Below are 26,829 nucleotides of genomic sequence, written 5' to 3' on the forward strand. Positions count from 1 at the left end.
AGATGCCTTACAACTCCATATCCTGTTTCTTTGTAGGGGCAATCCGCCCCTCCCGTTCCCAACGCTCCCGGTTATCCCGGTCAGCGTTGATCTTTGCCTTTGCCAGCATATCCATAATGGATTCTTTGGCTTTCTTCTTGACCTGCTCCTTCCCGAACTGCTTGACCTCCGGCTGCATCAGCGTCCGCTGGATTTTTGCCAGAGCGTGCTGCATGGCGTTTTTGATTTTGGTAATGACCCCATCCAGACGCTCAGCGGCATACTCACGTTCCTTTTTCGGGGCTTTCCGTTCCGGCGAAAGCACCCATTTTTTCGATTCTTCCACCAGACGAATATCTTCCTTGTGTGTCTCCTGCCGGACGGTATCGGTCACGACCTCCACCGCCTTGTCATAGGCCGCATCGGAAACATCATCTAACAGAGTCTCCACGTCCTCGATTTTGAGCGTCAGTTCTTCCAGCTTCTGCTCCTGCGCCGCAAGCTGCTCCTTCTGCTTCATCAGGATATAATCCTGTTTTTCCAGATAGTCCCGCCCTCCGTAGGACGGCTCCTGATCCAGATGCAGCCCATGCCGTCTGGCGATGTCAAACAGGATCGTCCGGCAGACCGCATCAAAGGTCTGCTTGCGGTTGTTGTTCCGGCCTTTGGGCTTCTCCGGGTTGGGGAGAGGGATGCCAAGTTCTTCCAGCGCCTTTTCCTGCTGGGGGCACAGCTCCCCGTAGCGGTTCTCGCAGTCAAAGACGTGCCGCTCATGGATGTGGGGCGTCCCCTCGTCCAGATGGAGCGCCCAGTCTAAGATGTGGATATGGGAACCGAAGCGGCGCTCAAATTCCTCATAAAATTCATTGACAATGGAAAAGAGCGTATCCGGCGGGACGGATTCTCCCATCGTGCCGATCTGGTAGATGCTTTCCTCCGGGCAGGTCTTGTTGTTTTTCAGCAAGTCCTCCACGGTGCGGTTGCGCTCCGTGTGCCGGGTTTTCTCATTCCGGGCGTTCTGGGCCTCCACATGGCCGCCGTAATGCTCGTAGTAGTACATCCGCTCGATTTCCTCAAAGCTGAAATCCGGCTGCTCCGGGTTCTCCCGGAACTCGTGTGTCGTAAAGCCCCGGTAGCAGTCCCAGTAGACATTTTGCCTTGCCCGTTCTGCGTCAATGTGTTCGCTGTTCTCCACATCGAACCGGCGGTCATTGTGGCGGGGATTATAGGTGCCATGCTTGCCGGAGCGTCCATTGTGTCGTGTCAGTTTCAAACAGATTTCCTCCTTCCTGCGAAGATGTTCTGGGGCCGGGGAAGGGGCGGCGAAGCCGCAAATCCTGCGAATTTTGCGTCAGGTAATACCCAGTACAAGTTGACGCAGGCATCAACTTTCCCTGGGCAAGGCGCTTCGCCCTTGACCCGATAATGGCTGCCGCCCTTAACCTGCCAATGGGCTTTGGTCTCGGCTTCCGCCTCGGTCGGTGCTTTTGCAGCTTTGCTGCAAAGGTCGCCACTGGCGACCCGCACCCCTTGACCCCAGCAGTGCGCTGCCGCCCCTGCACCCAGCCACAAAGGGCCTGCCGCCCTCTGTACTCCCGCTCCGGCGAAGCTGGCTTCCACCGCAGAAGCGGTTTCCGCCAGTTTCACCGGCTCCGCATCCACACATTTACGCTCATCAGCGGGAAGTGGATACGGAATACGCCTGCGGGGATTGCCGGTCAAAACACCGAGTGCAGACCCGGCATTTTGACCGTAATCGCCCCGATTTCAGGCGATTTTTTCTTCTGCCGTCACCACCTGAAAACCATGCTCCTTTGCATAGGCGCTGGCGGCGGCTTTCCGTTCCTCGCTGTAAGGCGGGATGAGCCGGATCGACAGCCGGGACTTGTCCAGCACATAGGTCACGCTCCCCTCCGGCGTACTGCGCTCCAACCGGCACAGCAGCGGATACTTCCGGCTGAACTCCGCCAGCCTGCGCTTCAAGCTGACGTTGAAGGTGTAGACGCTGGCAAGGTTCTCCGCCTCGTTCCAGTTGATGATGGTTTCTTTCTCATATTTAGACAGCTTCCTCATATAAATCCTCCTCATAATCATTGTAAGATTTCAGCACACGCAGGCTGCGCTTGAGACGGCGGTACTCGTCCATCTCCATACGCAGATGATGGTAAAAATCCTCGTACCAGCTTTCGTCCACCTCCGTCTCCACCTTCCGGGCCAGCCCCAGCATCCGGCGTTTGGCCTCCGGGTCAACCGTCAGGGCCGTCAGCCATTTCAGCCGTGTCACCGTATTGTGGTGGCTGGGACAGGCGAAAGCATAGAGAATCTTCTTTTCCTTCATGCTCAGTTTCATAATGATTTCCTCCATTTCTTTGCTGCGGAGCCTTACGTCCCGCATGATAAACTTGTTTCTGTCCGCCGGTCTGCCTGCAAGCCGCTCCTACCCGGAATTTCTCCCGGCGTATCGGCCTCTTTGGTGCGCTCGATTTCTGTCCTGGCGTCACTTTCCCGGAGGTCATACCCCTTGCAGCCGGTCATTCGATTTTCAAGGTTCAGTGCCTGTCTGCAAGAACCAGTTTACCGAAAAAAGGGGGCTGCTCCCGTATATCCAAGACGTTGGAAAAACGCTCGAAATCCGCATATTTCCACGCTTATGGAATCGTGCTATAATAGGTGTATTCACTGAAAAAACGATAACGAGAGAGGGGGCATTGGATGTACACAAAGCTGTCAATCCCGGAGCGGCTCAAAGACTTGCGGGTGGTGGACAAACACCTGACGCTGGAACAGTTGGCGGAGCAGACCGGCCTGTCCAGATCGGCGCTGGGAAAATATGAAAGCGATGACTATAAGGACATCAGCCCGTTTGCGATTGCGACACTGGCGGATTTTTACGGCGTGTCCGCCGACTATCTGATGGGGCTGACCGATAACAAGGAGGTTCCCAACGCCGATGTGCAGTCGCTCCATTTGAACGATGAGATGATTGAACTTCTGCGGAGTGGTAAGATTAACAACCGGCTTCTCTGCGAACTGGCTACACACCCAAACTTCCGGCGGCTGATGGTGGATATGGAAATCTGTATCGACCGGATCGCCAATATGCGGGTGGAGCAGATGAATCTGGTGATGGAGGTCACCCGGCAGACCGTCCTCAGCAAATATGCGCCCGGAGAAGATGACCTCTATGTGCGGACGCTGGAACTGGGGCAGGTGCAGGAAAGCGACTTTTACAGCCACGTCATGCACGATGACCTGGATAACATCGTCCAGGATATACGGGAAGCTCACCTGAAGGACAAGACCACCGCCGACCCACAGCCCACGCTGGATGACGTCAAGGAAAAGTTTGAGCAGGCACTTGAACAGGGCAGCCAGGAGGAAATGGTAATCCATGAATTTTGTGACAGGATGCAGATACCATTTGAGAAGATTTCCTCGGAGGACTTTTCGGCGTTCCTGCGGATACTGAGCCTGTCCAAGATGCTCAAAAATCCCAACAACATGAGGGGGAAGGTCAAGCCGCAGCCGTACTATGCGCCCAAACGCAAGAAACGCAGGTAACAGAAAAGCCGCCCAACCTGTACCGTTGGACGGCTTTCGACCCGTTTGCGGGCGGAATAAAATATGCTGTTGTACATCCGTTAGCTGACCGTTTTCATCAGCTTTTTCATAAACTTCCAGAGCCGGATGCCATCTTTAAGGCCCAGCCGGTAAAAGAAGCATTCGCTTTCTGCGCCGGAATCGAAAATGGAATCGCAATAATTCTTTACAGCGTCCTTCTGTTCCTCGGATAATGCGCTGACCGCTTTTTGATACTCGGTTTCCAGTCGAAGGTAGTCAGCTTTTTTCTCCTTGCCGGTTTCTGCCTCCCGCCACTTAGCAAACTGGCTCTGCATCCTCTCCTGAATCATCAAATCAACCAGTTTTTCAATATCTGTCCCCATAAGCGGCCCTCCTTATGCTGGACGGATATAATTCCGGTATGTTTCCAGGACGGAATCCGACACACCGCTTTTATATACTTTGCGGATGTCGGAGATTTCCTCTTGCTTCAGCAGTTTCAGCCATTCCAGCAGGTCAGCCCTGCCATTGGCAAAGTTACAGCAGCGTCCATCAGCATATTCGATACGGTATCTCATAGACATGCACCTCCTTAAACATAAATCATCTCAGACCGGATGATTTCCTCTGCCCGGCTGCGGATGCTGTTCATGGCTCCGACCCAGGCAAGCTGGTCACGGGCTTTCAGTTCCTCGGTAACACCTTCCGCCGCCTGCATCTGCGAGATGATACACGCCAGCCGGTCAGCGGCCTGCTCGTTCAGGTCGGCAAGATACGTCCAGAGTTTTCCCGACAGAAGCAGGTCATTGTACTGGCCGGAGCGGTGTTCTTGCAGATATGCCTTGTGCATCCGGCCCCACCTACCGATGGGGCGGCTTTCCTCCGGCAGCTTCAGGTCTGGTATGTAGTAATCGCCGACAAGAATGTAGTCCAGACCGTTGCTGTCATCATGGATACGGTTTCTTAATTCTTCCATATCGACCTCCTGTATTCGATTTTGTCCGAATCCAGTTGATCGTGTCCCTGTCCATCTGTTATTCAAGGCAACTGAACTCGTCACCATGAATTATGGCACATCCTTTCCTAATTTCTGATAGTTGAGGCCGTGGGAAACCTGGCTGCCCCGGTTCTCGGATTGATTGAAGCTGTCGATGGTCTCCTTGCCCAGCAGCTCCGAGATTTCTTTCAGGGTGGATTTCTCCTTGCCTCCCAAAAACAAGGTGGTGTCGCAGTTGCCCACAATGGTATCCGCGGCGTCCTTGTAGATGGTCTTTAACTGGCTTTGGGACTGCAAAATAATAGAAGCCGAGATTTCCCGGCTCCGGATGGTGGCGATCAACTTGTCGAAGTTGGGTATCTGCCCGATATTGGCGAACTCGTCCAGGAGGCACCGCACATGGACGGGCAGCCTGCCGCCGTACACGTCGTCCGCCTTGTCGCAAAGGAGATTGAATAGCTGGCTTTGCAGCATGGCGATAACGAAGTTGAAGGTGGTGTCCGTATCGCTCATAATGAGAAACAGCGCCGTTTTTCGGTCGCCCAGGGTGTCCAGTTCCAGTTCGTCGTCCGACATGATCTCCCGCAGCTCCGCAATATCGAAGGGGGCAAGGCGGGCGCCGCAGCTAATCAGGATGGATTTCAAGGTCTTGCCGGCAGCCAATTTGAATTTGCGGTACTGCTTCACAGCGAAGTGGTCCGGGTGCTCCTTCTCCAGCTTGGCGAACAGAATATCCACGGGCGACTGAAATTCCTCGTCGTCCTCTCTGGCCTCCGATGCGTTGATGAGCTCCAGCAGCGTGAGGAAGTTCTTTTCTTCCGGCTCCGCCTCGTACCAGATGTACCCGATCAGGGCGCAGTACAAAAGCCGCTCGGCCTTCACCCAAAAATCTTCCGAGGATTTTTCTCCGTCGCCTTTGGTGTTGGCAATGATGACATTGACCAGCTTCAAAATATCCTTTTCGCTGCGGATGTAGGCGAAGGGGTTGTATTTCATGCTCTTTTTGAAGTTGATGGTGTTGAGGACCTTGATTCGGTACGGCTCATAGATGACCTTCCCGCGGGTGTCCCGCATAGGCTTTCCGTTCTCGTCCAGCTTGGGGGCGCCCCGCCGTAGCATGGTCCCCACCTCGGACAAAAGCTGTCCTTTTGGATCGGTGACCACATAGGAACTGTGCATCTGCATGAGGGAGGGCTTGACGAAAAACCGGGTCTTGCCGCTGCCGCTGCCACCGATAACCAGGATGTTTTTGTTCCGGGCGTACTTGGGATTTTTCGGTCGGCTGGACATGGTGAGCTTTTCCGTCTGGGTCAGAGGAATGTTCCAGTCGGGGACCGGATCGACATAGGGGGCAATATCCGCCGCTGTGCCCCACCGGGCGCTTCCGTACTCAATGCCCTTGCGATATTTCTTTGTATTCTTGCTCTTGGCATACACCGCCAGTCGAACAATGACCGCCCCGGCAATGCCCACCAGCAGGTCCAGCGGATGCAGGCTGGGCAGCCCAGAAGAAAACGCCTCCGTAAAGCCCTGGCTCAAATGCAGGAACTTTTCAGAGGCGTCAAGGCCGGGCGCAAGGCGCACCGCCTGGCAGAGCTTGTCAAAGAGATACACGAACAGCAGATACGGGAGGTTGGGGATCAGCTTTTTCTTCCAGTCAACCGTCATAATTCCACACCCCGGTCTTTGGTCTTGACCTTCTCCCGCTGGCGGTGCTGGGCTTTGGACTGCTGTTTCGCCTGCTCCAGCTCCTTGCGGATGGAGGGCTTTTTCTCTTTCTCCAGGTTCTTTGCGGAGAACTCCCGAAAGGCTGCCGTGATAACGTCGGCATCCCGGCCCTTGAAGAACACCAGGTAGCGGGGTATATCGCCGCTGGTGTCCTTTTTCAGCGCGAAGTCAATGCCGTACTTCTTGGCGGTGGCGGAAAAGGCCCGGATGTTCTGGTCGGTGATCTCGATGTTTGAAACGCCGGTGTTGTGCTTCATAAGCTGCCGGAGGGTCTGCTTGCCGTGGTGCAGCTTGGTCTTGTGGCCGGTCACGCCCTTCTGCATCTCGTCCAGCACTTTTTTCATGGCCTGTTGCAGCATCCCGGCGGAGAGCTTGGTGGCCTCCACACAGAGGGCAACGGTGCGCTGGGTGACTTCTTCCTGCATGAGTGATTACCTCCTTTCTCCGCTGCCGTACAGGTCGTGGTTCACCAGGGACGCATAGTAGCTGTCGATGGTGGCCGGGGCGTTATACAGGGCAGCCAGCAGATATTTCTTGATATTGCGGACATAGGTGGTGTTCTCCCGCATACGGTCCAACACATACTCGATGTGAGAACTGTTTAGCTTCAGGAACCGGGATTTCACCACCTCCGCCGGATAGTCGTCCCCGGCAATGCGGATCGTCTCCCTGCGGGAACAGACGGTATCCACCATGAGCTCCACCAATTCATTCAGCATATCCCGATCCAGCCGGTCATCTCGGCATAGATAGTCATACTCGATATTCTCCAAAATCAGTTCCCGATAGTTCTCTCGCTCCCGCATCCAGTCCCGTCCAGCCCTGTTGCCCCCTGCGGGGGTTTGGGGGCTTGATTGGATAGGATTTGATCCTTCCGTACTTGATGAATCAGTATTTGATATTTGGTTACTTGATCCTTTAGTATTTAATTGTGCGGGGTTTTCCTGTTCAGGTTTTCCCAAGACAGGAGAATCCAAGACTGGTTTTACCTGAACTGGATTTTCCCGTTCAGGTTTTCCCGGTTTAGGTTCCGGTGGCCTGGGCTGCTCCAGGATCGTGTACTCGATGCTGCCGAGCCGCCCGTTGGCATTACGGACTCTTTCACGGATAATATACCCCGCATCTTCCAGCTCCCGAACCGTAGCACAAATGCTGTCCACTCCATCCCGGCATATCCGGGCAAGGCCTTTGGTGGTGTAGTCCCAATCCTCTGGCAAGGATAGCATGAGGGACAGCAGCCCCTTCGCTTTCAGCGACAGTGCCGTGTTCCGCAGATGATGGTTTGCCATGACCGTGTAGTCGCGGGTTTTCTCAATGCGAAATACCGCCATAATCTCACCTCCCTCCGGCGGTCTGGAAAAGTGTTCGTTTTCGGAAAAAATTCAATTCTGTGCCCATTTGCTTTTCCATGTGGGAAAACCTATGGACACTTGATTTGCATTTCCTACATGAAGAAATACCTTCGATTTCTCACCCCTTTCAATACAGTTTCCGTGTACTTGATGGAAAGTAAAAAACGCCATAGGATTTCCTATGGCGTTTGGGACAGGAAAAGGGTGCTGATATTTCACATCAGCACCCTTTATCCTGCCAGTATTAAAATTTTTGACTTCACATCGTGTTCCTTGCCTCTGAAAACATTGATTTTACTGGACTATCTCATGTTTTCTTATTAGGAGGCGGGGAAGGCCGCCCGCTTGCATATTGGGATGTCAGGACCGCTTTCTGGCCCCCACCACCCGGACGATCACCGTGCTGAGGACCAGGTTGATGGCCAGCTCCAGCAGGAAGTTGACGCCGGTCATGATAAAGATGATGTAGTAGATCAAGTCAGTACCACCGGCCCAGGCCACCAGGATGTCGTAGAAGAACAGGGTCAGGCCCACGATGAAAATGCCGGTGTTGACCACCGGGCAGACGATACCGGCGGTGATGGCGGCTCCCATGGGGGAGCGGCGGGACAGGCCCCGGAACACCAGGCCGGACACAAAGCCGGCGGCAGCGCCCTTGACAATACACAGGGCGGCGGTGAGCAGCGGGTTGGCGGTAAAGAGGACGTTTCCGCCGTAGTCCCAGCCTGCAATACAGGCGATGAGCACCACCACACCGAACACAGCGCCCAGCCAGGCGCCTGCGCCCGCGCCGTACAGGGCCGCGCCGATGATGATGGGGGCCAGGGCCAGAGTGATGGAGAAGGGGCCGAACTTGACAAAGCTGGCGACTACCTGCAGGACCACGATGATGGCCGTCATTAAGGCCAGTCCGGTCAGGCGTCTGGTTTTTTCGTTTGCTCTCATGGTTACTTACCTCCTGCTGCCGCTCCTGTCTGAGGATGCAGCGCACTTATATTTACCCACGGCAATGTGCCGTTGAGTACCAGGTCAGGCCCTCCTGGGCTTCCGGCTGTTCTTCTGGTGGAGCAGGTAGAGCCCCCGCATCACCAGGTCGGCATCGTAGTGGACGGTGCGCTTGCAGTAGCGCAGGATACGGGGCGCGCTGCCGCCGGTGGCCACTACAGTGACGGGGCTGCCCGCCGCCGCCTCCATCCGGTCGATGACGCCGTCCAGCATGGCGGCGTGGCCGTAGAGAGCGCCGGAGCGCATGGCCTCCTCGGTGGTGCGGCCCAGCAGCTCCACCGGGGCGGTGGTCTCCAGAGAAATGGGAGGCAGGGCGTCCGCCCGGTCCCACATGGCCTCCAGCGCCAGGGTGAGGCCCGGCATGATGACGCATCCCTCGTACACGCTGCCCACGATCAGGGAGGCCGAGGTGGCGGTACCCAGGTCCACCATGACAATGGGGCTGGGATAGGCGGCAATGGCCGCCACCGCCGAGGCCACGATGTCGCTGCCCAGCTGGTTGTGGATCTCCGCCTTGATGTTGAGGCCGGTCTTGATGCCCGGCCCCACCACCATGGGGGTCTTTCCGGTGAGCCGGGTGAGGGCGTCGGTAAAGACGGCGGTAAGGGGGGGCACCACGCTGGACAGGATGGTCCCATCCACCGCCTTCACGTCGGCGCCGTAGAGTCCGAACACGCCCAGCAGGTCAATGGCGCACTGGTCCCGGGTCTTGTTCCGGGAGGTCTCCAGGGTGGCCCGGAAGAGCAGCTTGCCCTCCCCGTTAAACAGACCTACCGTGGTGGTGGAATTACCTACGTCTACCGCCAGCACCATGCCGCCCGCTCCCTTCTATTCCTTGGTGATCAGGATCCAAAATATTGTAGCAGTTTTGGGCCGGAGCGTCAAGGGCGGCGGTTGGCGAACAAAACCGCCGCCGGAGCCCCACGGGTCAATATGCTTAGCGAAACAGGAAGGAATTCAGCAATATACTTGATTCATTCGCACTTTAAGAGTATCCTATATAAGGGTAATTGTGTAAGTTTGTGGATATTAAAAGGTGCCCATTCAATCGATATGAGATATGGAGGAAGCAAAGAGATGAGAGGACAAACCGGTATTCCCGAACCAGGGTCATTTTGCCCACAGTGCGGTGCTCCCGCCGGATTAGATGCAGTATTTTGCGGAAAATGTGGGAAGCAGTTACCAGCCAAAGGGAGAAATTCGTGGGCGCTCCCTATCACACTATTGCTGTTTTTTGCAGTCAGTAATATCACGGGAGCACTCGTCTCCTGGGCATTTGCCGGTCTGGGATTGGCTGTGGTTTTCGTTTTATGGATCACAAAGTGCATTAAGCCAGAGAGAATAGAGCTTAGTGCATTATGTATGCCCATAGCAGTTCTGCTATTGGAAGGGATGAGAAATCTGGGATTTAGGGTTGTTTTCATTTTCGCAGAACAATTTATGGGACAATATGGTGCCATATCGTCTTTCTATGCTTCGTCTGTTTTTCCTTCTATCGAAAACACCTATGGAGCAAACGCATTGTGGCTTTGGGGACTGTTGATATGGTTTCTGCTTCTTCGCAGCAATACGGTAAGACAAAAAGGAATCCATTACTTGATTGTTGGGATTGGACTTGTCATTTGGTCTTTGGTGCTTGCGCACATGGTGCCGGGGCATATGCTTGCTATGGAACAAGGAATGCCCGCAGAAATCCTCCATTATTTCAACACTGCATATGAACAATACTTTACCTGGATGTTTTTGCGTCGGTTTCTCGTTTATTGCTTGTTCTGTTATGCCGGAACCAGACGTCTGGGACCTGTTGGCACGCTTATCTTCCCGGCAGTTGTTATTGTTGGAAGCATGATTCTTATGGTTTTTTGTTTTTACCAATTGAGTCTCGGAATGGTATCGATCGGTGCGTTGTCCTTCGGATACTTGTTTGGTGTCATAATTCTGCTGGCTGCGCTGATCAGAGAAAAGAAGAAGCAGAACCGAACAAGCTCCTAAACTGGCGTTACAAGGCCTGAAAAAAGGGTTCCGCCTGTACTAAATTTAGTACGGGCGGAACCCTTTTCTGTCTTATTCCTGTCCCAGCAGAGCCAGCAGCTCCTCCTCGGTGAGCACCGGGATGCCCAGGTCGTTGGCCTTTTGCAGCTTGGACCCGGCGGCCTCCCCCGCCACCACATAGCTGGTCTTTTTGGACACCGAGCCGCTCACCTTGCCCCCCTGGGCTTCGATGAGGGCGGCGGCCTCCTTCCGGTCCATGGTGGGCAGGGCGCCGGTGAGTACGAAGGTCTTGCCCGCCAGCTTGTCCCCCACCGGGGCCTCGGTGCTGTCGAAGGACACCCCCGCCTGCCGCAGGGCCTCAATGAGGTGGCGGCTCTGGTCATTGGCAAACCAGTCCAGCAGGCTCTTGGCCGTGATGCCGCCGATGTCAGGCACGGCGGTGAGCGCCTCCTCCCCGGCGTTCATGAGGGCGTCCAGGGTGCCGAAGCGCCCGGCCAGCACCTTGCCCGCCTTCTGCCCTACCTGCCGGATGCCGAAGGCAAAGAGCAGCCGTCCCAGCCCGGCGGACTTGGACTTTTCAATGGCCGCCATCAGGTTTTCCGCACTCTTCTTGCCCATCCGCTCCAGAGGCTCCACCTGGTCGGCGGTAAGGCTGTACAGGTCGCCGGGACCCTTCACCAGTCCCGCACCCACCAGGCTCTCCACCACGGCGGGGCCCAGACCTTCGATGTCCATGGCGTCCCGGCTGGCGAAGTGGACGATGTGCCGCAGCCGCTGGGCGGGGCACTCGGCGCCGGTGCAGCGGATGTGGGCCCCGTCCTCATCCCGGGCCACGGGAGCCCCGCACACCGGGCAGTGGTCGGGCAGATGATAAGGTACCGTGCCCTCAGGGCGCTTGTCCTTAATGACCGACACAATCTCGGGGATGATCTCCCCCGCCTTCTGAACCAGCACCGTGTCCCCAATGCGGATGTCCTTCTCGGTGATGAAGTCCTGGTTGTGGAGGGTAGCATTGGTGACGGTAGTACCTGCAAGGCGTACCGCCTTTATAACCGCCTTGGGCGTAAGGACACCGGTCCGTCCCACCTGCACCACAATGTCCTCCACCACGCTCTCCTTCTGCTCGGGGGGATACTTGTAGGCGGCGGCCCACCGGGGGAATTTGGCGGTGGAACCCAGGGTGGTTCGGTCTGCAAGGTTATTTACCTTTACAACAGCGCCGTCGATGTCAAAGGGGAACTCCTCCCGGCCGTCCCCCAGGGCGGCAATGCGCTCCGCCGCCTCCTGGATGGAATGACAGGTGTAATGGGGAATTACTTTAAAGCGCTGTTCCTGCAAGTATTCCAGGGTTTCGGTGTGGGTAGTGAAGGTCTTGCCTTCGGCCCACTGGACGTTGAACACCCGGATGTCCAGCTTGCGGGAGGCGGCAATCTTGGGGTCCAGCTGCCGCAGAGAACCGGCGGCGGCGTTGCGGGGGTTGGCAAAGAGGGCCTCGCCCCGCAGCTCCCGGTCGGCATTGAGCTGCTCAAAGCTCTTCTTGGGCATAAACACCTCGCCCCGGACGATGAGGGAGGGCAGCGCCTCGGGCAGACGCAGGGGGATGGAGGGGATGGTCTTGAGGTTCTCGGTCACGTCCTCCCCCACCTGGCCGTCACCACGGGTGGCGCCCCGGACAAAGAGGCCGTTCTCGTACTCCAGCGCCACCGACAGCCCGTCCACCTTGGGCTCCACGTCGTACTCCACCCCGCCTGTCAGGGCGTCCTGGACCCGCTGGCCGAAGTCGGCCAGCTCCTCAAAGGAGAACACGTCCTGGAGGCTCTCCAGGGGGACCCGGTGGTGGACCTCGGCGAAGCCGTCGGCTACCTTGCCACCCACCCGCTGGGTGGGCGAATCGGGGGTCACCAGCTCGGGGTACTTGGCCTCCAGCTCCTCCAGGCGGCGCAGCTTGTGGTCGAAGTCGTAGTCGCTCATGCTGGGGTTGTCCAGCACGTAATATTCATAGTTGGCCTGCTCCAGCTCCCGGCGCAGGCTTTGGATCTCCTGTTTCTCGTCCATGGCGGACCTCCACTTGGAATTTTCGGGTGAGTTTGGGGGCCAGCTTGCCCAGCAGCAGAGCAATGAGCCCGCCCAGGAAAGCCCCCGTGGTGTTGAGGATCAGGTCGTCCACATCGGTGGAGCGGTTGACGAACAGCTGTAAAAACTCGATGGTAAGGGACACGCAGAAGCCCACCACCAGCCCCTTCCACCACCGGGGTTTCCGCCACAGCAGGTTGGCAAAGAAGCCGATGGGCACAAAGATCAGGGCGTTGGCCAGCACCATGTAGAAGCCCCACGCACCCAGTCTGTCTCCCCGGAACAGGGTGGGTGTCCAGCCGATATACTGCACCGATTCGCTCAGGGGCGTGATGGGGAAAAAGGGCCGCAGCCCCTGAAAGGCCTCCTGCCAGTGGGATACCGTCCAGAAGTTGGACGGAAACACCGTCAGGGCCGCCAGTCCGGCGCAGAAGAGCACAAACGCCAAGAGGCCGATCTCCCGCACCACGCCACTTTGCAGCCCCCGGCGGTACAGCCCCCGCCTTCTGTGATGCAGCAGGGCCAGAAAACAGCCCGCGGCTATGGCCATACAGGGCAGCATCTGTTTGATATAATCCAGCGTAATCTCCAGATACCACAGCAGGTCGTCCATACAATCGCCTCCTTTTCCCTTATCATACCACAGGGAAAAGAGGCCGTGTCTTACGCTTTTCTTACGAACCGGCAGCGGGCAGCCCCAGATAGGTGTCTGGCACCTCCCCCACCAGCAGGGTCTCGGCCACACACACCTGAGCGGTGACGCTGGTCTCTGCCCGCCCGCCGGGGATGAGGAGGGTGACCTCCACTGTAATGTCCAGCATGATCTGGTGCAGGGTCTGGTTGATGCCCTGGGCGGTAAACCGGTTGGAGAACTCCGCTTTGGGTACCGCCGCCGTCAGTACACCCACTGGCAGCGTGGGCCCCCAGTCGGAGGCGGTGGAGAAGCCGGTGAGGCTGCCCAGCGGCACCCCCAGCTCCTGAGCGTCCAGTCCCTCCACCTGTTCCAGAACCTCTTGCAGGATCTGCGTACGCAAGGTATTCAGCTTGACAGAGTCCACCGCCAGCAGGGATACCTTGCCGCTCTCGTCCCGCTCCACCGTCACCAGGTCGGCGTAGGCCACTCCCTGGTCGGCCAGGGTTGCAGTCACCGCGTCGTTGACGATACCGGTGATCTTGTTCTGGGCCTGAACGGTGGCCAGGGTGGTGACAGCGGGCCGCAGGGCGGCGTCCAGCAGCCAGATCACCAGCAGCGCCAGACCGATCCCCACCGCAGCCGCCAGCAGCAGGCCTCCCCCCCGCCGCCGGACATGGAATCTGCGGCGGGGGGACCACATCCGCAAGGACCGCCTCATGGCCTCACCCCCTCAGGGCAGGCTATGCGGGGGCCGGTTCGTCCTATGCCTTAATCCTTGAGCAGTTCCTCTACCGCCAGCATAACGCCGGCCTTGCCGCTCTCATAGGTGAGGCCGCCCTGGAAGTAGGCGGTGTAGGGCTCCCGCATGGGGGCGTCGCAGGACAGCTCGATGGAAGCGCCCTGGATGAAGGCGCCGGCGGCCATGATGACCGGGCAGTCGTAGCCCGGCATATCCCAGGGCTCGGGGGTGACGTAGGAGTCCACGGGAGCGCCGAACTGGATGCCCTTGCAGAACTTCTTCAGGGGCTCGGGAGAGCCGAAATGGACCATCTGGATGATGTCGTGGCGCACCGCGTCAGAGGCGGGCTCCACCTGGTAGCCCAGCAGCTCCATGATCCGGGCGGCAAAGACGGCGGTCTTGACGGCCTGGGCGGTGGTGTGGGGGGCAAGGAAAAGTCCTTGATAGAGGCTGCGGTTGGCCCCAAAGGTGGAGCCGCACTCCTTGCCGATGCCGGGGGTGGTGAGCCGCATGGCGGCACCCTCAATGAGGTCATGGCGTCCGGCGATGTAGCCGCCGGTGGGAGCCAGACCGCCGCCCGGGTTTTTGATGAGGGAGCCCACCACCAGATCGGCACCCACCTGGGTGGGCTCGATGGTCTCCACGAACTCGCCGTAGCAGTTGTCTACCAGCACGGCGGCGTTGGGGTTGTTGTCCTTGACCACCTTGGCCAGCGAGCCGATCTCGGCCACTGACAGAGAGGCACGGGTGGCGTAGCCGCGGGACCGCTGGATGAGCACCGCCTTCACCCGGGGGTCACGTACGGCCTCCGCCAGCCCCACCGGGTCGGGGGCGTTGTCAACCAGATCTACTTGCCTGTATTCGATGCCGTAGCTTTTCAGGGAACCGGGGCCCTTGTCCACCACGCCGATAACCCCCAGCATGGTGTCGTAGGGGGCGCCCACGGCGGACACCAGAATGTCGCCGGGCTTGAGGGCGCCGAAGAGGGCGCAGGAGATGGCGTGGGTGCCGTTGACAAACTGCACCCGCACCAGAGCGTCCTCGGTGTGGAAGAGGTCGGCGTAGATCAGGTCCAGGGTATCCCGGCCCAGATCGTCGTAGCCGTAGCCGGTGGTACCGGCGAAGTGGGCCTCAGCCACCCGGTGCTTCTGGAAGGCAGCCAGCACCTTCTGGGTGTTCTCCTCGGCGATGGCGTCGATGCGGGCAAACTGCTCCGCCAGGTCGGCCTGGGCCTGCGCCGCCAGGGCTTTTACTTTGTCGCTGATCTGTAAAGACATTTTCCTTGATCCATCCTGTTCTATCTATGGTTTGTGGGTTTGGCGGGACGTCGGAGATGCCCCACCATTTTCAGAGAAATTACGCCTCCAGCTTGGCCTGAGCGAAGGCGGCGGTCAGGGCCACGCAGGCCTCGATGTCGTCCAGGTCGGCCACCTCCATGGGGGTGTGGACGTACCGGGTGGCCACCGAGATCCCGCCGGTGTACACGCCGGAGCGACTCTGATGGATGGCGCCGGCGTCGGTACCGCCGAAGCGGAGGATGTCCCGCTGGTAAGGAATATTCCTTGCCTGTGCCAGATCCTCCAGGGTTTTCACCACTGCCGGGTGGCAGATGACCGAGCTGTCCATCACTTTGATGGCGGCGCCCTTCCCCGCCACGCTGGAGCACTCGTGGGGAGCGTCGGGGATGTCGTCGGAGTCGGTCACATCCACGGCGATGCCGTAGTCAGGGGCGATGCCGTAGGCGGCGGTGCGGGCGCCCCGCAGGCCCACTTCTTCCTGAACGGTAAAGACGAAGTACAGGTCGTTGCCGGCGTGCTTGATGCGCTCCATGGCGGAGAGCAGGATGGCACAGGCGATGCGGTCATCCAGATAGGGGGAGAAAATCTTGCGGCCGCTGACAAAGGGAGTGGTGTCAAATACGGCGGTGTCCCCCACCTGCACCATGGCCTTGGCATCGGCCTGATCCTTGGCGCCGATATCAATGTAAAGGTGATCCAGTTTCCAGTCCTTGGGCTCCACCTTTCCCTGGACCGCCACCACGCCCCGGGTGCCGTTGCGGAACCGGACGGGGGTGCCAGGCAGGTCGTGGGCAGACAGGCCGCCCACCTGGCCGAAGCGCAGGTAGCCATGCTCGTCGATGTGGGTAATGATGAAGCCGATGGAGTCCATGTGGGCGGCAAACATCACCCGGGGGCCGGTGCCCTGCTTGTGGCAGATCAGGTTGCCCAAAGCGTCGGTGGTGATCTCGTCCACATAGGGGGCGGCCAGGGTCCGGATGGCAGCAGCCACCTGGCCCTCGTTGCCGGAGGGGCCGTGGCAGGCGTTGAGGGCCTGCATGATCTCTAAAATATCCATATGGTCAGTCCTCCTTGGACAGATGGTTGATGAATGCCCGGGTCAGCTGGAGCATGGCCTCGATATCCTCGGCGCTGGCCAGGGTGGCAGGGGTGTGGGGGTAGCGCACGGGGGCGGCGATCACCGCCGTACGCACGCCGGAAGCGGCCCGCTGGACCGCCATGGCGTCGCCGGAGCCGGTGGTGGCCTCCCGGAGCTGCCAGGGGATGTTTCGCTCCTCCGCCAGCTTCCGCAGGGTCTCGAAGAGCTTCCGGTCCACGATAACGCCCTTGTCCATGATGGGGAGCACCGCGCCCTTGCCCAGGGCGCAGGCCTTTTTGTGGGCGGGCACCCCGGCCAGATCGGCGGCGGGAGCTCCCTCCAGCACCAGAGCAATCTCCGGCTGCACCGAGAAGGCGGCGCCGAAGGCACCTCTTGCCCCCACCTCCTGCTGGGCGGTGAACACGAAGGTGCAGTCCATGGGCAGCTCCTCCCGCATAAGCCACAGCAGCACGGCGCAGCCGATGCGGCTGTCCAGGGCCCGGCCCTTCAGCAGGCCGTTCCCGAAGAGCTCAGGAGTGCTGTCAAAGGCGGCCACGTCGCCCAGACGGACCAGCTTTTCCGCCTCTTCCTTGCTCTTGGCTCCAATGTCCAGGTAGAATTCGTCCAGCTTGGGGACGTTCTTCTCCTCGTCCCGGCTCACCAGATGGTAGGCCTTCAAGCCCACCACGGCGGGCAGCAGCCTGGGCCCAACCAGCACTCGCTTGCCCAGCAGTACCCGGCGGTCAATGTGGCCCACCGTGTCGAATTTCAGGTAGCCCTCGTCGGTGATGGCGCGCACCATCAGGCCCACCTCGTCCATATGGGCGGTGAGCAGCAGCTTGTTGCCGGTGGCCTTGGCGCCCTCCTTAAAGGCAATCACATTTCCCATGGCGTCCACCCGCAGTTCGGTGGCGTACTGACCGGCCACCTCCATCACGCAGTCCCGCACCTGGTCCTCCCAGCTGGACACGCCGGGCAGGGCGCACAGTCTTCTCAGCAGTTCCTTCACAGCTGCCCCTCCTTTCCCAGATCCTCCACAAAGGCGGCCAGCAGGGCCGCGGTGTGCTCCAGATCGGTGAGAGACAGCACCTCAATGGGGCTGTGCATATATTTCAGGGGCAGGGACAGCACCGCCGTGGCCACGCCCTCCCGGCTGATCTGCATCTCCCAGCCGTTGGTGCCGGTGTGGCCGCTCATGACCTCCTGCTGGAAAGGAATTTCCCTTTCCTGTGCCTTGTCCAGCAGCCTTTGGGTCATCCAGCGGGCCATGTTGGGGCCCACACCGATGGCGGGGCCGCCCCCCAGCAGGAAGGTCTTGTCAGCGGGGCCGTCGGGGGTGCGGCCGTGGGTCACGTCCACGGCGATGCAGCAGTCGGGCTGTACCGCCCAGGTGCCCACGGTGGCGCCCACACCGGAGACCTCCTCCCGGGTGGAGCCCATAACGTACACATCCATGTCCAGTTCCTTATCCTTCAGCAGCTCCATGCAGCGCAGCAGAATGGCAAAGCAGGATCGGTCGTCCATGGCTTTGCCGCACATCTGGTCCTCCCCCAGAGGGAAGCAGGAGCCCCGGTACACCATGGGGGTGCCCACCAGCTGTTCCGCCTGCTCCTGGGTCAGACCGGCGTCTATCACCAGTTCAGCGATGGGCACGGACTTGCTCTCGTCGTCCTGCTCGGGGCCGGGGCTGGCCACCATGCCAACCATGGGGGGCTGGGTCAGGATGGTCACCTCCCGGCCGGGCAGCATCCGGGGGTCCACCCCGCCGATGGTGCGGAACCGGAGATAACCCTCCTCCGCCCCGGTGACGATGAGGCCGATCTCATCCAGATGGGCGTCCAGCAGAACCTTCCCGGCGTCCGGTTTGCCGCAGCGGCGCACACCGATCAGGTTGCCCATGCGGTCGATGCTGGTTTCGTCCACCAGGGGGGCCAGCAGGGCCTGGGCGGCCTGTGCCGCCGGGGTCTCAAAGCCGGAGGGCGCCGTGCAGCCGCACAGGGTCTCCAGCACAGTTTTCATATCCAAATGTAACTCCTCCTTATGAGGCTATTTATGACAATCCATAAATGATCTTCTTGAAGGCGGCGCCACGCTCCATAAAGTTCTTGAACTTGTCAAAGGAGGCGCAGGCGGGAGACAGGATCACCACGTCACCCGGCTTGGCGGCCTTGTGGGCGGCCAGTACCGCCTCCTCAAAGCCGTCAATGACGGTGATGGGCAGGGCGGCGGGGAGATAATCAGGGCAGTTCTCCACGGCGGCCTTGATCTTCTCCGCGGTATCGCCTGTGAGGAACAATTCCTTTACATGGCCGATGATCTCAGGGCCAAGCACGTCGAAGGGGATGTGCTTGTCGTAGCCGCCGGCGATGAGGATCACCTTCTGGTGGAAGGAGCGCAGGCCGGCAATGGTACGGGAGGGGCTGGAGGCAATGGAGTCGTTGTAGTACTTCACACCGTTCAGGGTGCGCACCAGCTCAATGCGGTGCTCCACTCCGGCAAACTTCTGGGCGAAGTCCCGCACCACCGGATCGGGCACCAGGCCGTCCAGGGCGGTAATAGCCGCCATATAGTTCTCCACGTTGTGGGTGCCGGGGAGCAGGATGTCGGCTACCGGCAGCACCGGGCGCTCGTGCATCTCGTTGCGGACCCAGATCGCCCCATCCCGCAGGAAGGCGCCCCGGGCGGGCTCGGACAGGCGGCTGAACATGGCCACCCGGCCCTGGGCCTCCCCGGCAAAGCCGTGGGTGATCTCGTTGTCGGCGTTGACCACCAGCAGATCCTGTTCGCTCTGATGGAGGAAGATGTTCTCCTTGGCCTCAATGTACTCCTCCATGGACTTGTGGACGTCCAGGTGGTTGGGGGCCAGGTTGGTGACCACGGCGATGTTGGGGCTCCGGTCCATGGTCATCAGCTGGAAGGAGGACAGCTCCAGCACGGCGATGTCCCCCGGCTCCATGCCGTCCACGTCGGGCAGCAGGGGCTTGCCGATGTTGCCGCCCACATAGACGGTCTCCCCCGCCGCCTTGAGCAGCTCGGCGATGATGGTGGTGGTGGTGGTTTTTCCGTCGCTGCCGGTGACGGCGATGGTGCGGCAGGGGCAGACCTGGAAAAAGACCTCCATCTCAGAGGTGAGGATGGCCCCCTTCTGCTGAGCGGCCACCAGCTGGGGCAGGTCGGGCCGCATACCGGGTGTGCGGAAGATGACCTCAAAGTCCAGGTCCTCCAGGTAGTCCTCCCCCAGCTTCAGGGTGGCGCCCAGGCTCTCCAGCTCCTCGGCCAGACCGGCGAAGGCGCTCATGGGCTTTTTGTCGCAGGCGGTGACCTTCACACCCGCCCGCAGCAGCATTTTGATCAGGGGGGTGTTGGACACGCCGATGCCGATGACGGCCACCCGCTTGCCCTTCAGACCCGCCAGATATTCCTGTATGGTGGAACGCTTCATAACAGTTCCTCCCTTTTCATAGTTTAACCAATTTATTATATCCCACCTGAAGAGAAAATGCAAACGCTGAGCGCTTTTGATTTGACAATCCGGGCAAGATAGCGTAAAATAGTCGGGCAAGCAAGCTGGACAGCCGCGCCTGCGGGGCGAAAGGCCCGTGGGTGAGGAAAGTCCGGGCTCCATAGGGCAAGGATAACGGGTAACACCCGCCGGGGGCGACCCTAGGAAAAGTGCAACAGAAATAGACCGCTGGCCGGTTGCCTCCATGTGGAGGCGGATGCATCACGGCGGCCGCAGGCCGACGTGATACACCCATTTTCCGAAACTAGGAACAGGACCGCCTTCAGATGGAGGCGACCGGCCAGTAAGGGTGGAAAGGCGAGGTAAGAGCTCACCCGATGGCGTGCCAAGCGTCCATCGCTGTAAACTCTATCCGGAGCAACGCCGTGGAGGGACAATAGGCCGGCCCGGCCGTCCCGGGGAGGCGGCTTGAGCGTACCGGCAACGGTGCGTCGAGATAGATGGCTGTCTTAAAGGACAGAACCCGGCTTACAGGCTTACTTGCAGATACGGCGGCTCGGAGCGTGCAGCTCCGGGCCATCTTTTTTTGCAAAATCCCTTGACTCTTCCCTTACGTCAGATGGTAAACTGTCCTTACCCAAGGAGGGATGGCCCATGAAAATGAAGGAAGTATGCGCCCAGACCGGGCTGACAGAGCGTGCGGCGCGGTTCTACGTTCAGGAAAAACTGGTGGTTCCCCTGGCCCAGCGCCGGGGCGGACGGACCTGGCTGGACTTCTCCCCTAACCACGTGGACCGGCTGAAAGCCATCTCCACCCTGCGGAAGGCGGGCTTCACCCTGGAGGAGATCCGCGCCATGATCGAGGATTTTCAGAAGAACGCCTCCGGGGCGGCCTTTTCCCTCCGGCAGCGGCTCCAGGCGGCCATAGACGCCTACGACAAGCTGCGCTTCACCGACACCGCCCAGGCCAGCGGCCTGGAGGATTACGCCGCCCTGCTGGAGCGGGAGGTCAAGGGCCGTCCCATCCCGGAGTCCGACCGGGTCCATGGAAGTCCCAACAGCTGGGTTACCGGCGTGGAGGCGGTCTGTATGCTGGAGGCGGCCTATCTTATGCTGCGGCTCTACGTCTTTTTGCTGGATCACTTCTCCGATTACTCTGTCCTGCTGCAAGCCGCTGCCTGGAATCCGCTGGTCTTTGTCCTGCTCTTTGTTGTGATCCCCCTGCCCATCGCTCTGGTGCTGGGCAGCAAGGCGGGCAAATGGATCTGCCGGCATTTGGAATATATTCCATGAGAAAAGGAGCCTGCCGCAAATGCGGCAGGCTCCTTTTTTATAAACTCAGCCCTGATCCCAGTTGTGCCAGACGTTCTGAACGTCGTCGTTGTCCTCCAGCAGGTCAATGAGCTTCTCCATGTTCTTGATGTCGTCCTCATTTTCCAGCTTGACGTAGTTCTGGGGCACCATCTCCACGGCGGCCTGAACGAAGGTGTAGCCCTTCTCCTCCATGGCGGCCAGCACAGTGCCGAAGGAATCGGGATCGGTGTACACCTCAAAGACCTCGTCCTCCACCTGCATATCGTCGGCGCCGCAGTCCAGAGCGTCCATCATGACGGTGTCCTCGTCCAGGTCCTCTTTCTCGATGATGATGACGCCCTTGCGGTCAAAGGACCAGGACACGCAGCCGGTGGCACCCAGGCCCTTGCCGTACTTGTCCAGCAGGTGACGGACCTCGGGGGCGGTGCGGTTGCGGTTGTCGGTGAGGGCGTCCACGATGACGGCCACGCCGGAGGGGCCGTAACCCTCATACACCACGTTCTCGTAGCTGTCGGTGTTGCCGGAGCCCAGAGCCTTATCGATGGTGCGCTTGATGTTGTCGTTGGGCATATTGGCCGCCTTGGCCTTGGCGATAACGGTAGCCAGGCGGGAGTTGTTGTTGGGGTCGCCGCTGCCGCCGGTCTTGACGGCCACGATCATCTCGCGGGCGATCTTGGTGAAGATCTGGGAGCGCTTGGCGTCGGCCGCGCCCTTGGTCTTCTGAATATTATGCCACTTGGAATGTCCTGACATTGGTACTCGTTCCCTTCTCGTCGAAAATCAGCGCATCTAGTTTATCACTTTTTCTGTGGCTTGACAAGCCCTCACAGGTAGGAAAACACCTCTTTATGGGTCTGGGTGGTGAGCACCTCCACCTTGGGGAAGCCGTCGGTCAGCCACTTGGCCAGCACAGGCACCACCACCTGCTCGGTGGGATAGTGGCCGGCGTCGATGAGGTTGACCCCCAGAGCCTTGGCGTCCAGGAAGCCGTTGTACTTCACATCGGCGGTGACAAAGGTGTCGCAGCCCAGAGCCAGAGCGTCCTTGAGCATATCGGCGCAGGCGCCGCCGCCCACGGCCACCCGGCGTACCGGGCGGCGGGCGTCCACGAAGCGCACCCCGTTTGCCCCCAGCGTCTCCTTCACGAAGGCGGCGAAGGCGGGGGCGTACATGGGCACTCCGGCGGTGTTGCCCACCCGGCCGATGCCGTAGGGGCGGCCGGAGGAATCCACCCCGTCCTGCTTGAGCTGCTCAATGTTGGTAAGACCCAGCTTGCGGGCCAGAGCGTCGTTGACGCCCCCACACACCGCGTCCAGGTTGGTGTGGGCGCACACGGCGGCGATGTTGTGCTCCACCAGAGAGAGCAGGATACGCCCGTCAGGGGTGGCGTCGGTCACCGACTTGGCGGGGAAAAAGATCACCGGATGGTGGGACACAATGAGCTGACACCCCAGCTGGGCGGCCTCAGCCACCACCTCTTCGGTGATGTCCAGGCTCACCAGCACCTTGTCCACGGTCCGGTCCCCCCGGCCCACCAGAAAGCCCGCGTTGTCAAAGTCCATCTGGAGGGAAAAGGGGGCCAGCCCATCCAGATACTGATAGATCTCTCTTACGGTTGCCATGACAGCCACTCCTCTCGCAGTTCCAGCAGGCCCCGGTGGGCCCGCTCCATTTCGTCCAGACGCCCGGCGTCGGCGCTCCGGGTGGAGCGGCGCAGCCCCTCCACCGCCCGGCCGGTCTGGTCAATGAGCCGGTTTAAGTATTCGCTCCGCAGAGGGTCGGCCTCCCCCCTGCTCTGCCGGCCTGCCCACAGCTCACCGGCGGTGAGCTCCGGCATGGGTCCGGCCTTTACCTGGAAGGTCGTATAAATGGTATCCCCTTCCCGGGTCAGGATTTCCCGGGCAATGGTGTAGCCGTGCTCCTGGAGCCACAGCCGCAGCTGGGGCTGGGCGCTCATGGGCTGGAGGAGCAGCAGGCAGTCCTCCCGCCACGTCCAGGGCGCGGCGGACAGGATGGCGGCGATGGTCTCGCCCCCCATGCCGGCGATGGCGATGGTGTCGGCCTCGCCGGGGCGCACCCCCGCCAGGCCGTCGCACAGCCGGAAGTCCATCTGCTCGGTCAGGCCGTATTTCTCCGCCGTGGCCCGGGCACGGTCCAGAGGCCCCTGCCGCAGGTCGCAGGCCAGAGCCTTTGTGATGATCCCCCGCTGAAGGAGCCACACCGGCAGATAGGCGTGGTCGGTGCCGATGTCGGCAAATTTGGCCCCCTGGGGCACCAGCCGGGCCACCGAGCGCAGCCGGGGAGTCAGTTCCATGGGACGCATCCCTTCACCTCCTACGAAAAAAGGAGCGGTCTGACCGCTCCTTTTTTACGGTTGTTACTGAGCAGCGCCCACGCTGGCGTTGATCTTGGCCAGCAGCTCGTCCACGTCCACGCCGTGGACCATGCAGGCCTCCTCCACGGTCTCGCCCCGGGAAGAGGGGCAGCCCAGGCAGTGCATACCGATGGACAGGAAGATGGGAGCGGTCTCGGGAGCGATGTCCAGGATATCGCCGATGATGGTATCTTTGGTAATCTGAGCCATAAAGGGAATACCTCCAAATTTCTAGGATATTGGTAGTATATCCGATTTTCTCCCTTTTTGCAAGAGAGACTTGCTTTTTATCCAAAAATTCTGAGAGATGGTTCGATACTCACCCGGCCTTCCCCTCATCCGTCATTTGCTCCGCAAATGCCACCTTCCCCCAGGGGAAGGCTTCCTTTATAAAAAGGCCAGGGCCTCCCGGATGTTCCGGACCTTGATGAGCTGGAGCCCGTCGGGCACCTCCAGCTTGGCCCCGGTGCGCTGGGGCACCAGGCATTTGGTGAAGCCCAGCCGGTGGACCTCGCTGAGCCGCTGACCCAGGGCGTTTACCGACCGCAGCTCTCCGGTGAGGCCCACCTCCCCGATGGCGGCCAGGTCGCCGGGCACCGGCCGGTCCCGGAAGGAGGAGGCCAGAGCCACCACCATAGCCAGGTCTGCGGCGGGCTCGTCCAGGTTGAGGCCGCCGATGACGTTAATGTAGGCGTCGCAGGAGCTGACCATCAGCCCGCCCCGCTTCTCCAGCACCGCCAGCAGCAGGTTGGCCCGGTTGAAGTCGAAGCCGTTGCAGGTGCGCCGGGGCACGTTGAAGCTGGTGGGGGCCAGCAGGGCCTGGACCTCCGCCAGCACCGGCCGCACCCCCTCCATGACGCAGGTGACGCAGGTGCCGGGGGTGTCCTGGGGGCGCCCGGCCAGCAGCATCTCCGAGGGGTTGGGCACCTCGGTGAGACCGGCGTCCCCCATCTCGAACACGCCGATCTCGTTGGTGGCCCCAAATCGGTTCTTGGCCGCCCGCAGGATGCGGTAGGAGTTCTGCTGCTCCCCCTCGAAGTAGAGCACGCAGTCCACCATGTGCTCCAGCACCTTGGGTCCGGCAATGGAGCCCTCCTTATTGACGTGGCCGATGACAAACACCGTCACCCCCCTGCCCTTGGCCAGATTCATCAGGGCCATGGTGCAGTCCTTCACCTGGCCGATGCTGCCGGGGGCGGCGGACAGCTCTCCGTTGTACATGGTCTGGATGGAGTCCACGATGAGCACGTCGGGCTGGAGGGCGGTCACCGCCTCCACCACGTCGTCCAGGTTGGTTTCCGCCAGCAGATAGAGCTCCTGCCCCCGCACCCCCAGCCGCTCGGCACGCAGCTTGATCTGCCGCTCGGACTCCTCGCCGGAGACGTAGAGCACCTTGGCAAACTTACATAGGTTCTGGCAGATCTGGAGCATGAGGGTGGACTTGCCGATGCCCGGGGCGCCGCCCACCAGCACCAGGGAGCCCTGAACGGCGCCGCCCCCCAGCACCCGGTCCAGCTCGTTCATGCCGGTCTGGAACCGCAGCTCCCGGGTGGTCTCCACCTCGTCCATGAGCCGGGGTTTGATGCTGCCCCGCCGCTCCCCCACCGTGGCCACGGCCGCGGAGCTCTTCCGCTTGGTCTCGGCGGGCTGCTCCACAATGGTGTTCCACGCCTTGCAGGCGGGGCACTGGCCCGCCCACTTGGGCAGCTCGTTGCCGCATTCAGTACAGTAAAACATGGTCTTTGCTTTCATGGGTGGATGATCCTCCCTTTATTCTTTGGTGTAGCCGCCCTGTACGGCGGCGTTACGATGTAAAATTGCCCTCATATTGCAGCCACGCCCCGGTGAGAGCGGCGGCCAGCTGGAGCTGATAGCCCTCCGAGCGCAGCTTGCCCTCCTCCTCCGGGTTGGACAGAAAGCCGCACTCCACCAGAATGGCAGGGCGTGTAATATGGTTCATGAGGTAGACCGTGTCCGGGATGGGCTTGGCCTGGCGCTCATTGGTTTGGTCCACCGTCTGCCGCAGCGCCTCCTGGGTGTGGACGGCAAACTCCTGACTCCCCTGGGTGGGGGCGTAAAACACCTGTGCCCCGTGGTACTTGGCGTTGGTGAACATATTCTGATGAATGCTCAGCAGCACCCCGTTTTCCGTCCCCTCCACCATCGCCACCCGGTTTTTCAGGTCAGAGACCTTCTTCTCTCTTAATGTATCCGCTTCCGAGTCGTGGAGAGATATATCCTCCTGCCGCAGCACCACCGGCGATTGGCCGCACAGCCCCAGCAGCAGGTCCAGCTTCTGGACGATGGCCAGATTGATCTGGCTCTCCGGCACGCCGGTGAGAGACACCGCGCCCCCGTCCTCCCCGCCGTGGCCGGCGTCCAGCACCAGAACAGGCCGTCCGCTGTCCATAGGCCCCGCGGTCTGTACCGTGCCTCCCGGCCAGAACACCAGATAACCGGCGGTGGCCAGAGCCAGCACCCACAGCAGGGCCCACTGTCCGATCCGCTTCATACCGCTCCCCCCTTTTCAAGGAAGGATATGCGGCGGCGGGGCGGGATAGAAGAAACTGTCCCTGCTATTCTACCATGAAGCGCCCGGCTTGTCCAAATTTCTGTTGCCTTTTTGCCGCCCAGGGGCTAAGATGGAAGCAACAACCATGGAGGTGAGCCCAATGGTCATTGATAAAATGAAAAACGCGCCCCTGTATTACGGTCTGGGCCAGCGGTTCCAGCAGGCCCTGGAGTGGCTGGCCAAGGTGGACCCGGATACCCTGACCCCCGGCCAGAGAGTGGACATCGACGGCGACAACGTGTACGCCACCCGGTTTGACGTGGACACCAAGCTCCCCGCCGACTGCAAACTGGAGTGCCACCGGGACTACGCCGATATTCAGTATGTGGTATCCGGCACCGAGGGCATGGGCTACTCCCTGCCCGACGCCCCCCTGAAGCAGCTCAGCGAGTACACCCCTGATATCCAGTTCTTCACCACCGACTGGGACACCCTCACCGTCCGGCCCGGCACCTTCTACATCGTCTGGCCCCAGGATCTCCACGCCCCCCGTGTGGCCCTGGAGTCCCCCGTGCCTGTGAAGGTCATCGTGGCCAAGGTAAAGCTGAACTGAGTCAAAACCTCCGGCTAAGCCGGAGGCTTGAGTAGGCCCTATAAGGGCCTGATACGGACGAAGCCCCTTAAGGGGCCCCGAAAGGTTTGCCGACTGCATTTCTTTCTCGGGCTACCC

The 26,829-nt window shown here is 60.1% G+C and carries 28 protein-coding genes, 1 other RNA gene and 1 pseudogene; 5 read left to right on the forward strand and 25 right to left on the reverse strand.

Going from position 1 to position 26,829, the window contains the following annotated elements; translation table 11 throughout:
- Positions 1-7: 7 nt before the first annotated feature.
- From B5F94_RS11450 to B5F94_RS11465, 3 genes are all read right to left on the reverse strand, one after another.
- Positions 8-1,252 (reverse strand): serine/arginine repetitive matrix protein 2, encoded by a 1,245-nt coding sequence (locus B5F94_RS11450; protein WP_087330263.1) that lies wholly within the window; start codon positions 1,250-1,252, stop codon positions 8-10.
- A gap of 494 nt (positions 1,253-1,746) precedes the next feature.
- Positions 1,747-2,052, reverse strand: a complete 306-nt coding sequence (locus B5F94_RS11460) for a hypothetical protein (protein ID WP_015559848.1) — start codon at positions 2,050-2,052, stop codon at positions 1,747-1,749.
- The gene (locus B5F94_RS11465; protein ID WP_015559847.1) at positions 2,036-2,329 is read right to left on the reverse strand and encodes a hypothetical protein; all 294 of its coding nucleotides are present in this window, start codon (positions 2,327-2,329) and stop codon (positions 2,036-2,038) included. The genes B5F94_RS11460 and B5F94_RS11465 overlap by 17 nt, the downstream gene beginning before the upstream one ends.
- A gap of 362 nt (positions 2,330-2,691) precedes the next feature.
- Between B5F94_RS11465 and B5F94_RS11470 the strand changes: the two genes are divergently transcribed.
- Positions 2,692-3,540 (forward strand): helix-turn-helix domain-containing protein, encoded by an 849-nt coding sequence (locus tag B5F94_RS11470; RefSeq protein ID WP_015559845.1) that lies wholly within the window; start codon positions 2,692-2,694, stop codon positions 3,538-3,540.
- Between the two features lie 80 nt (positions 3,541-3,620).
- On the opposite strand, the gene B5F94_RS11475 is transcribed toward B5F94_RS11470, so the two are convergent.
- The 8 genes and pseudogenes from B5F94_RS11475 to B5F94_RS11510 all read right to left on the reverse strand — a co-directional run bounded on the left by B5F94_RS11475 (position 3,621) and on the right by B5F94_RS11510 (position 9,435).
- Positions 3,621-3,923 carry a hypothetical protein gene (locus B5F94_RS11475; RefSeq protein WP_015559844.1) on the reverse strand — a complete coding sequence of 101 codons (303 nt, stop codon included), beginning with the start codon at positions 3,921-3,923 and terminating at the stop codon, positions 3,621-3,623.
- 12 nt (positions 3,924-3,935) lie between these two features.
- Entirely contained in the window at positions 3,936-4,118 is a 183-nt protein-coding gene (locus B5F94_RS11480) for a hypothetical protein (protein WP_055149758.1), read from the reverse strand.
- 14 nt (positions 4,119-4,132) lie between these two features.
- On the reverse strand, positions 4,133-4,516 hold the full coding sequence (locus B5F94_RS11485; RefSeq protein ID WP_075877599.1) for a TnpV protein: 384 nt from the start codon (positions 4,514-4,516) through the stop codon (positions 4,133-4,135).
- A 102-nt stretch (positions 4,517-4,618) separates the two neighbouring features.
- Positions 4,619-6,205: pseudogene (locus B5F94_RS11490) on the reverse strand (type IV secretory system conjugative DNA transfer family protein); the annotation flags it as partial.
- Entirely contained in the window at positions 6,202-6,690 is a 489-nt protein-coding gene (locus B5F94_RS11495; protein WP_016147945.1) for a PcfB family protein, read from the reverse strand. The pseudogene B5F94_RS11490 and the gene B5F94_RS11495, both read right to left, overlap by 4 nt.
- A gap of 6 nt (positions 6,691-6,696) precedes the next feature.
- Positions 6,697-7,596, reverse strand: a complete 900-nt coding sequence (locus tag B5F94_RS11500) for a DUF6017 domain-containing protein (RefSeq protein WP_087330265.1) — start codon at positions 7,594-7,596, stop codon at positions 6,697-6,699.
- A gap of 381 nt (positions 7,597-7,977) precedes the next feature.
- Positions 7,978-8,562 (reverse strand): ECF transporter S component, encoded by a 585-nt coding sequence (locus B5F94_RS11505; protein WP_087330267.1) that lies wholly within the window; start codon positions 8,560-8,562, stop codon positions 7,978-7,980.
- Positions 8,563-8,646: 84 nt separating this feature from the next.
- Complete coding sequence (locus tag B5F94_RS11510; RefSeq protein WP_087330268.1) at positions 8,647-9,435, reverse strand: type III pantothenate kinase; 789 nt, start codon at positions 9,433-9,435, stop codon at positions 8,647-8,649.
- A gap of 264 nt (positions 9,436-9,699) precedes the next feature.
- Between B5F94_RS11510 and B5F94_RS11515 the strand changes: the two genes are divergently transcribed.
- Entirely contained in the window at positions 9,700-10,614 is a 915-nt protein-coding gene (locus B5F94_RS11515) for a zinc ribbon domain-containing protein (RefSeq protein WP_087330270.1), read from the forward strand.
- Between the two features lie 72 nt (positions 10,615-10,686).
- Here B5F94_RS11515 and ligA read toward each other — a convergent pair whose 3' ends face one another.
- The 8 genes from ligA to murD form a co-directional block, all read right to left on the reverse strand.
- Positions 10,687-12,669, reverse strand: coding sequence for an NAD-dependent DNA ligase LigA (ligA, locus tag B5F94_RS11520; RefSeq protein ID WP_087330272.1), 1,983 nt, complete (start codon positions 12,667-12,669; stop codon positions 10,687-10,689).
- Positions 12,611-13,300 carry a VanZ family protein gene (locus B5F94_RS11525; protein ID WP_087330275.1) on the reverse strand — a complete coding sequence of 230 codons (690 nt, stop codon included), beginning with the start codon at positions 13,298-13,300 and terminating at the stop codon, positions 12,611-12,613. Before B5F94_RS11525 ends, ligA begins: the two co-directional genes overlap by 59 nt.
- 61 nt (positions 13,301-13,361) lie before the next feature.
- Positions 13,362-14,039 (reverse strand): sporulation protein YunB, encoded by a 678-nt coding sequence (gene yunB, locus B5F94_RS11530; RefSeq protein WP_087330277.1) that lies wholly within the window; start codon positions 14,037-14,039, stop codon positions 13,362-13,364.
- Between the two features lie 50 nt (positions 14,040-14,089).
- Positions 14,090-15,337 (reverse strand): aminotransferase class I/II-fold pyridoxal phosphate-dependent enzyme, encoded by a 1,248-nt coding sequence (locus B5F94_RS11535; RefSeq protein ID WP_087330279.1) that lies wholly within the window; start codon positions 15,335-15,337, stop codon positions 14,090-14,092.
- A gap of 79 nt (positions 15,338-15,416) precedes the next feature.
- Positions 15,417-16,415, reverse strand: coding sequence for a M42 family metallopeptidase (locus B5F94_RS11540; RefSeq protein ID WP_087330281.1), 999 nt, complete (start codon positions 16,413-16,415; stop codon positions 15,417-15,419).
- 4 nt (positions 16,416-16,419) lie between these two features.
- Positions 16,420-17,445 carry a M42 family metallopeptidase gene (locus tag B5F94_RS11545; RefSeq protein ID WP_087330284.1) on the reverse strand — a complete coding sequence of 342 codons (1,026 nt, stop codon included), beginning with the start codon at positions 17,443-17,445 and terminating at the stop codon, positions 16,420-16,422.
- Complete coding sequence (locus B5F94_RS11550; RefSeq protein ID WP_087330298.1) at positions 17,442-18,455, reverse strand: M42 family peptidase; 1,014 nt, start codon at positions 18,453-18,455, stop codon at positions 17,442-17,444. The genes B5F94_RS11545 and B5F94_RS11550 overlap by 4 nt, the downstream gene beginning before the upstream one ends.
- A 31-nt stretch (positions 18,456-18,486) precedes the next feature.
- Positions 18,487-19,878, reverse strand: coding sequence for a UDP-N-acetylmuramoyl-L-alanine--D-glutamate ligase (murD, locus tag B5F94_RS11555; protein WP_087330286.1), 1,392 nt, complete (start codon positions 19,876-19,878; stop codon positions 18,487-18,489).
- A 117-nt stretch (positions 19,879-19,995) separates the two neighbouring features.
- Here murD and rnpB point away from each other — a divergent pair.
- Positions 19,996-20,446, forward strand: an RNA gene (gene rnpB, locus B5F94_RS11560) — RNase P RNA component class A.
- Positions 20,447-20,553: 107 nt separating this feature from the next.
- On the forward strand, positions 20,554-21,192 hold the full coding sequence (locus B5F94_RS11565) for a MerR family transcriptional regulator (protein ID WP_087330288.1): 639 nt from the start codon (positions 20,554-20,556) through the stop codon (positions 21,190-21,192).
- Positions 21,193-21,237: 45 nt separating this feature from the next.
- On the opposite strand, the gene B5F94_RS11570 is transcribed toward B5F94_RS11565, so the two are convergent.
- From B5F94_RS11570 to B5F94_RS11595, 6 genes are all read right to left on the reverse strand, one after another.
- Complete coding sequence (locus tag B5F94_RS11570) at positions 21,238-21,966, reverse strand: YebC/PmpR family DNA-binding transcriptional regulator (protein WP_087269581.1); 729 nt, start codon at positions 21,964-21,966, stop codon at positions 21,238-21,240.
- 71 nt (positions 21,967-22,037) lie between these two features.
- Positions 22,038-22,835: a Nif3-like dinuclear metal center hexameric protein gene (locus B5F94_RS11575; RefSeq protein WP_087269578.1), complete on the reverse strand. Its 798-nt coding sequence runs from the start codon at positions 22,833-22,835 to the stop codon at positions 22,038-22,040.
- Positions 22,823-23,536 carry a tRNA (adenine(22)-N(1))-methyltransferase gene (locus B5F94_RS11580; protein ID WP_087330290.1) on the reverse strand — a complete coding sequence of 238 codons (714 nt, stop codon included), beginning with the start codon at positions 23,534-23,536 and terminating at the stop codon, positions 22,823-22,825. Before B5F94_RS11580 ends, B5F94_RS11575 begins: the two co-directional genes overlap by 13 nt.
- Positions 23,537-23,590: 54 nt before the next feature.
- Positions 23,591-23,797, reverse strand: a complete 207-nt coding sequence (locus tag B5F94_RS11585) for a DUF1858 domain-containing protein (protein ID WP_087188762.1) — start codon at positions 23,795-23,797, stop codon at positions 23,591-23,593.
- Positions 23,798-23,974: 177 nt separating this feature from the next.
- Entirely contained in the window at positions 23,975-25,339 is a 1,365-nt protein-coding gene (radA, locus tag B5F94_RS11590; RefSeq protein WP_087188761.1) for a DNA repair protein RadA, read from the reverse strand.
- Between the two features lie 52 nt (positions 25,340-25,391).
- The gene (locus B5F94_RS11595; RefSeq protein WP_087330292.1) at positions 25,392-26,099 is read right to left on the reverse strand and encodes an N-acetylmuramoyl-L-alanine amidase; all 708 of its coding nucleotides are present in this window, start codon (positions 26,097-26,099) and stop codon (positions 25,392-25,394) included.
- A gap of 160 nt (positions 26,100-26,259) precedes the next feature.
- Here B5F94_RS11595 and B5F94_RS11600 point away from each other — a divergent pair, with 160 nt between their 5' ends.
- Positions 26,260-26,712 (forward strand): YhcH/YjgK/YiaL family protein, encoded by a 453-nt coding sequence (locus tag B5F94_RS11600; RefSeq protein ID WP_242965666.1) that lies wholly within the window; start codon positions 26,260-26,262, stop codon positions 26,710-26,712.
- The last annotated feature ends 117 nt before the right edge of the window (positions 26,713-26,829 follow it).

The sequence above is a fragment of the Flavonifractor sp. An4 genome, from assembly GCF_002161755.1.
In the GTDB taxonomy this organism is placed as follows: Bacteria; Bacillota; Clostridia; order Oscillospirales; family Oscillospiraceae; genus Flavonifractor; species Flavonifractor avicola.

Coding starts and splice junctions, on each gene's coding strand:
- B5F94_RS11485 (WP_075877599.1), bottom strand. CDS start 4,516: ATGGAAGAATTAAGAAACCGTATCCATGATGACAGCAACGGTCTGGAC.
- B5F94_RS11550 (WP_087330298.1), bottom strand. CDS start 18,455: ATGAAAACTGTGCTGGAGACCCTGTGCGGCTGCACGGCGCCCTCCGGC.
- B5F94_RS11470 (WP_015559845.1), top strand. CDS start 2,692: ATGTACACAAAGCTGTCAATCCCGGAGCGGCTCAAAGACTTGCGGGTG.
- B5F94_RS11565 (WP_087330288.1), top strand. CDS start 20,554: ATGAAAATGAAGGAAGTATGCGCCCAGACCGGGCTGACAGAGCGTGCG.
- B5F94_RS11535 (WP_087330279.1), bottom strand. CDS start 15,337: ATGTCTTTACAGATCAGCGACAAAGTAAAAGCCCTGGCGGCGCAGGCC.
- B5F94_RS11525 (WP_087330275.1), bottom strand. CDS start 13,300: ATGGACGACCTGCTGTGGTATCTGGAGATTACGCTGGATTATATCAAA.
- B5F94_RS11575 (WP_087269578.1), bottom strand. CDS start 22,835: ATGGCAACCGTAAGAGAGATCTATCAGTATCTGGATGGGCTGGCCCCC.
- B5F94_RS11515 (WP_087330270.1), top strand. CDS start 9,700: ATGAGAGGACAAACCGGTATTCCCGAACCAGGGTCATTTTGCCCACAG.
- B5F94_RS11495 (WP_016147945.1), bottom strand. CDS start 6,690: ATGCAGGAAGAAGTCACCCAGCGCACCGTTGCCCTCTGTGTGGAGGCC.
- B5F94_RS11595 (WP_087330292.1), bottom strand. CDS start 26,099: ATGAAGCGGATCGGACAGTGGGCCCTGCTGTGGGTGCTGGCTCTGGCC.
- B5F94_RS11480 (WP_055149758.1), bottom strand. CDS start 4,118: ATGAGATACCGTATCGAATATGCTGATGGACGCTGCTGTAACTTTGCC.
- B5F94_RS11510 (WP_087330268.1), bottom strand. CDS start 9,435: ATGGTGCTGGCGGTAGACGTAGGTAATTCCACCACCACGGTAGGTCTG.
- radA (WP_087188761.1), bottom strand. CDS start 25,339: ATGAAAGCAAAGACCATGTTTTACTGTACTGAATGCGGCAACGAGCTG.
- B5F94_RS11460 (WP_015559848.1), bottom strand. CDS start 2,052: ATGAGGAAGCTGTCTAAATATGAGAAAGAAACCATCATCAACTGGAAC.
- murD (WP_087330286.1), bottom strand. CDS start 19,878: ATGAAGCGTTCCACCATACAGGAATATCTGGCGGGTCTGAAGGGCAAG.
- B5F94_RS11570 (WP_087269581.1), bottom strand. CDS start 21,966: ATGTCAGGACATTCCAAGTGGCATAATATTCAGAAGACCAAGGGCGCG.
- B5F94_RS11540 (WP_087330281.1), bottom strand. CDS start 16,415: ATGGATATTTTAGAGATCATGCAGGCCCTCAACGCCTGCCACGGCCCC.
- ligA (WP_087330272.1), bottom strand. CDS start 12,669: ATGGACGAGAAACAGGAGATCCAAAGCCTGCGCCGGGAGCTGGAGCAG.
- B5F94_RS11500 (WP_087330265.1), bottom strand. CDS start 7,596: ATGGCGGTATTTCGCATTGAGAAAACCCGCGACTACACGGTCATGGCA.
- B5F94_RS11465 (WP_015559847.1), bottom strand. CDS start 2,329: ATGAAACTGAGCATGAAGGAAAAGAAGATTCTCTATGCTTTCGCCTGT.
- B5F94_RS11475 (WP_015559844.1), bottom strand. CDS start 3,923: ATGGGGACAGATATTGAAAAACTGGTTGATTTGATGATTCAGGAGAGG.
- B5F94_RS11580 (WP_087330290.1), bottom strand. CDS start 23,536: ATGCGTCCCATGGAACTGACTCCCCGGCTGCGCTCGGTGGCCCGGCTG.
- yunB (WP_087330277.1), bottom strand. CDS start 14,039: ATGAGGCGGTCCTTGCGGATGTGGTCCCCCCGCCGCAGATTCCATGTC.
- B5F94_RS11600 (WP_242965666.1), top strand. CDS start 26,260: ATGGTCATTGATAAAATGAAAAACGCGCCCCTGTATTACGGTCTGGGC.
- B5F94_RS11585 (WP_087188762.1), bottom strand. CDS start 23,797: ATGGCTCAGATTACCAAAGATACCATCATCGGCGATATCCTGGACATC.
- B5F94_RS11505 (WP_087330267.1), bottom strand. CDS start 8,562: ATGAGAGCAAACGAAAAAACCAGACGCCTGACCGGACTGGCCTTAATG.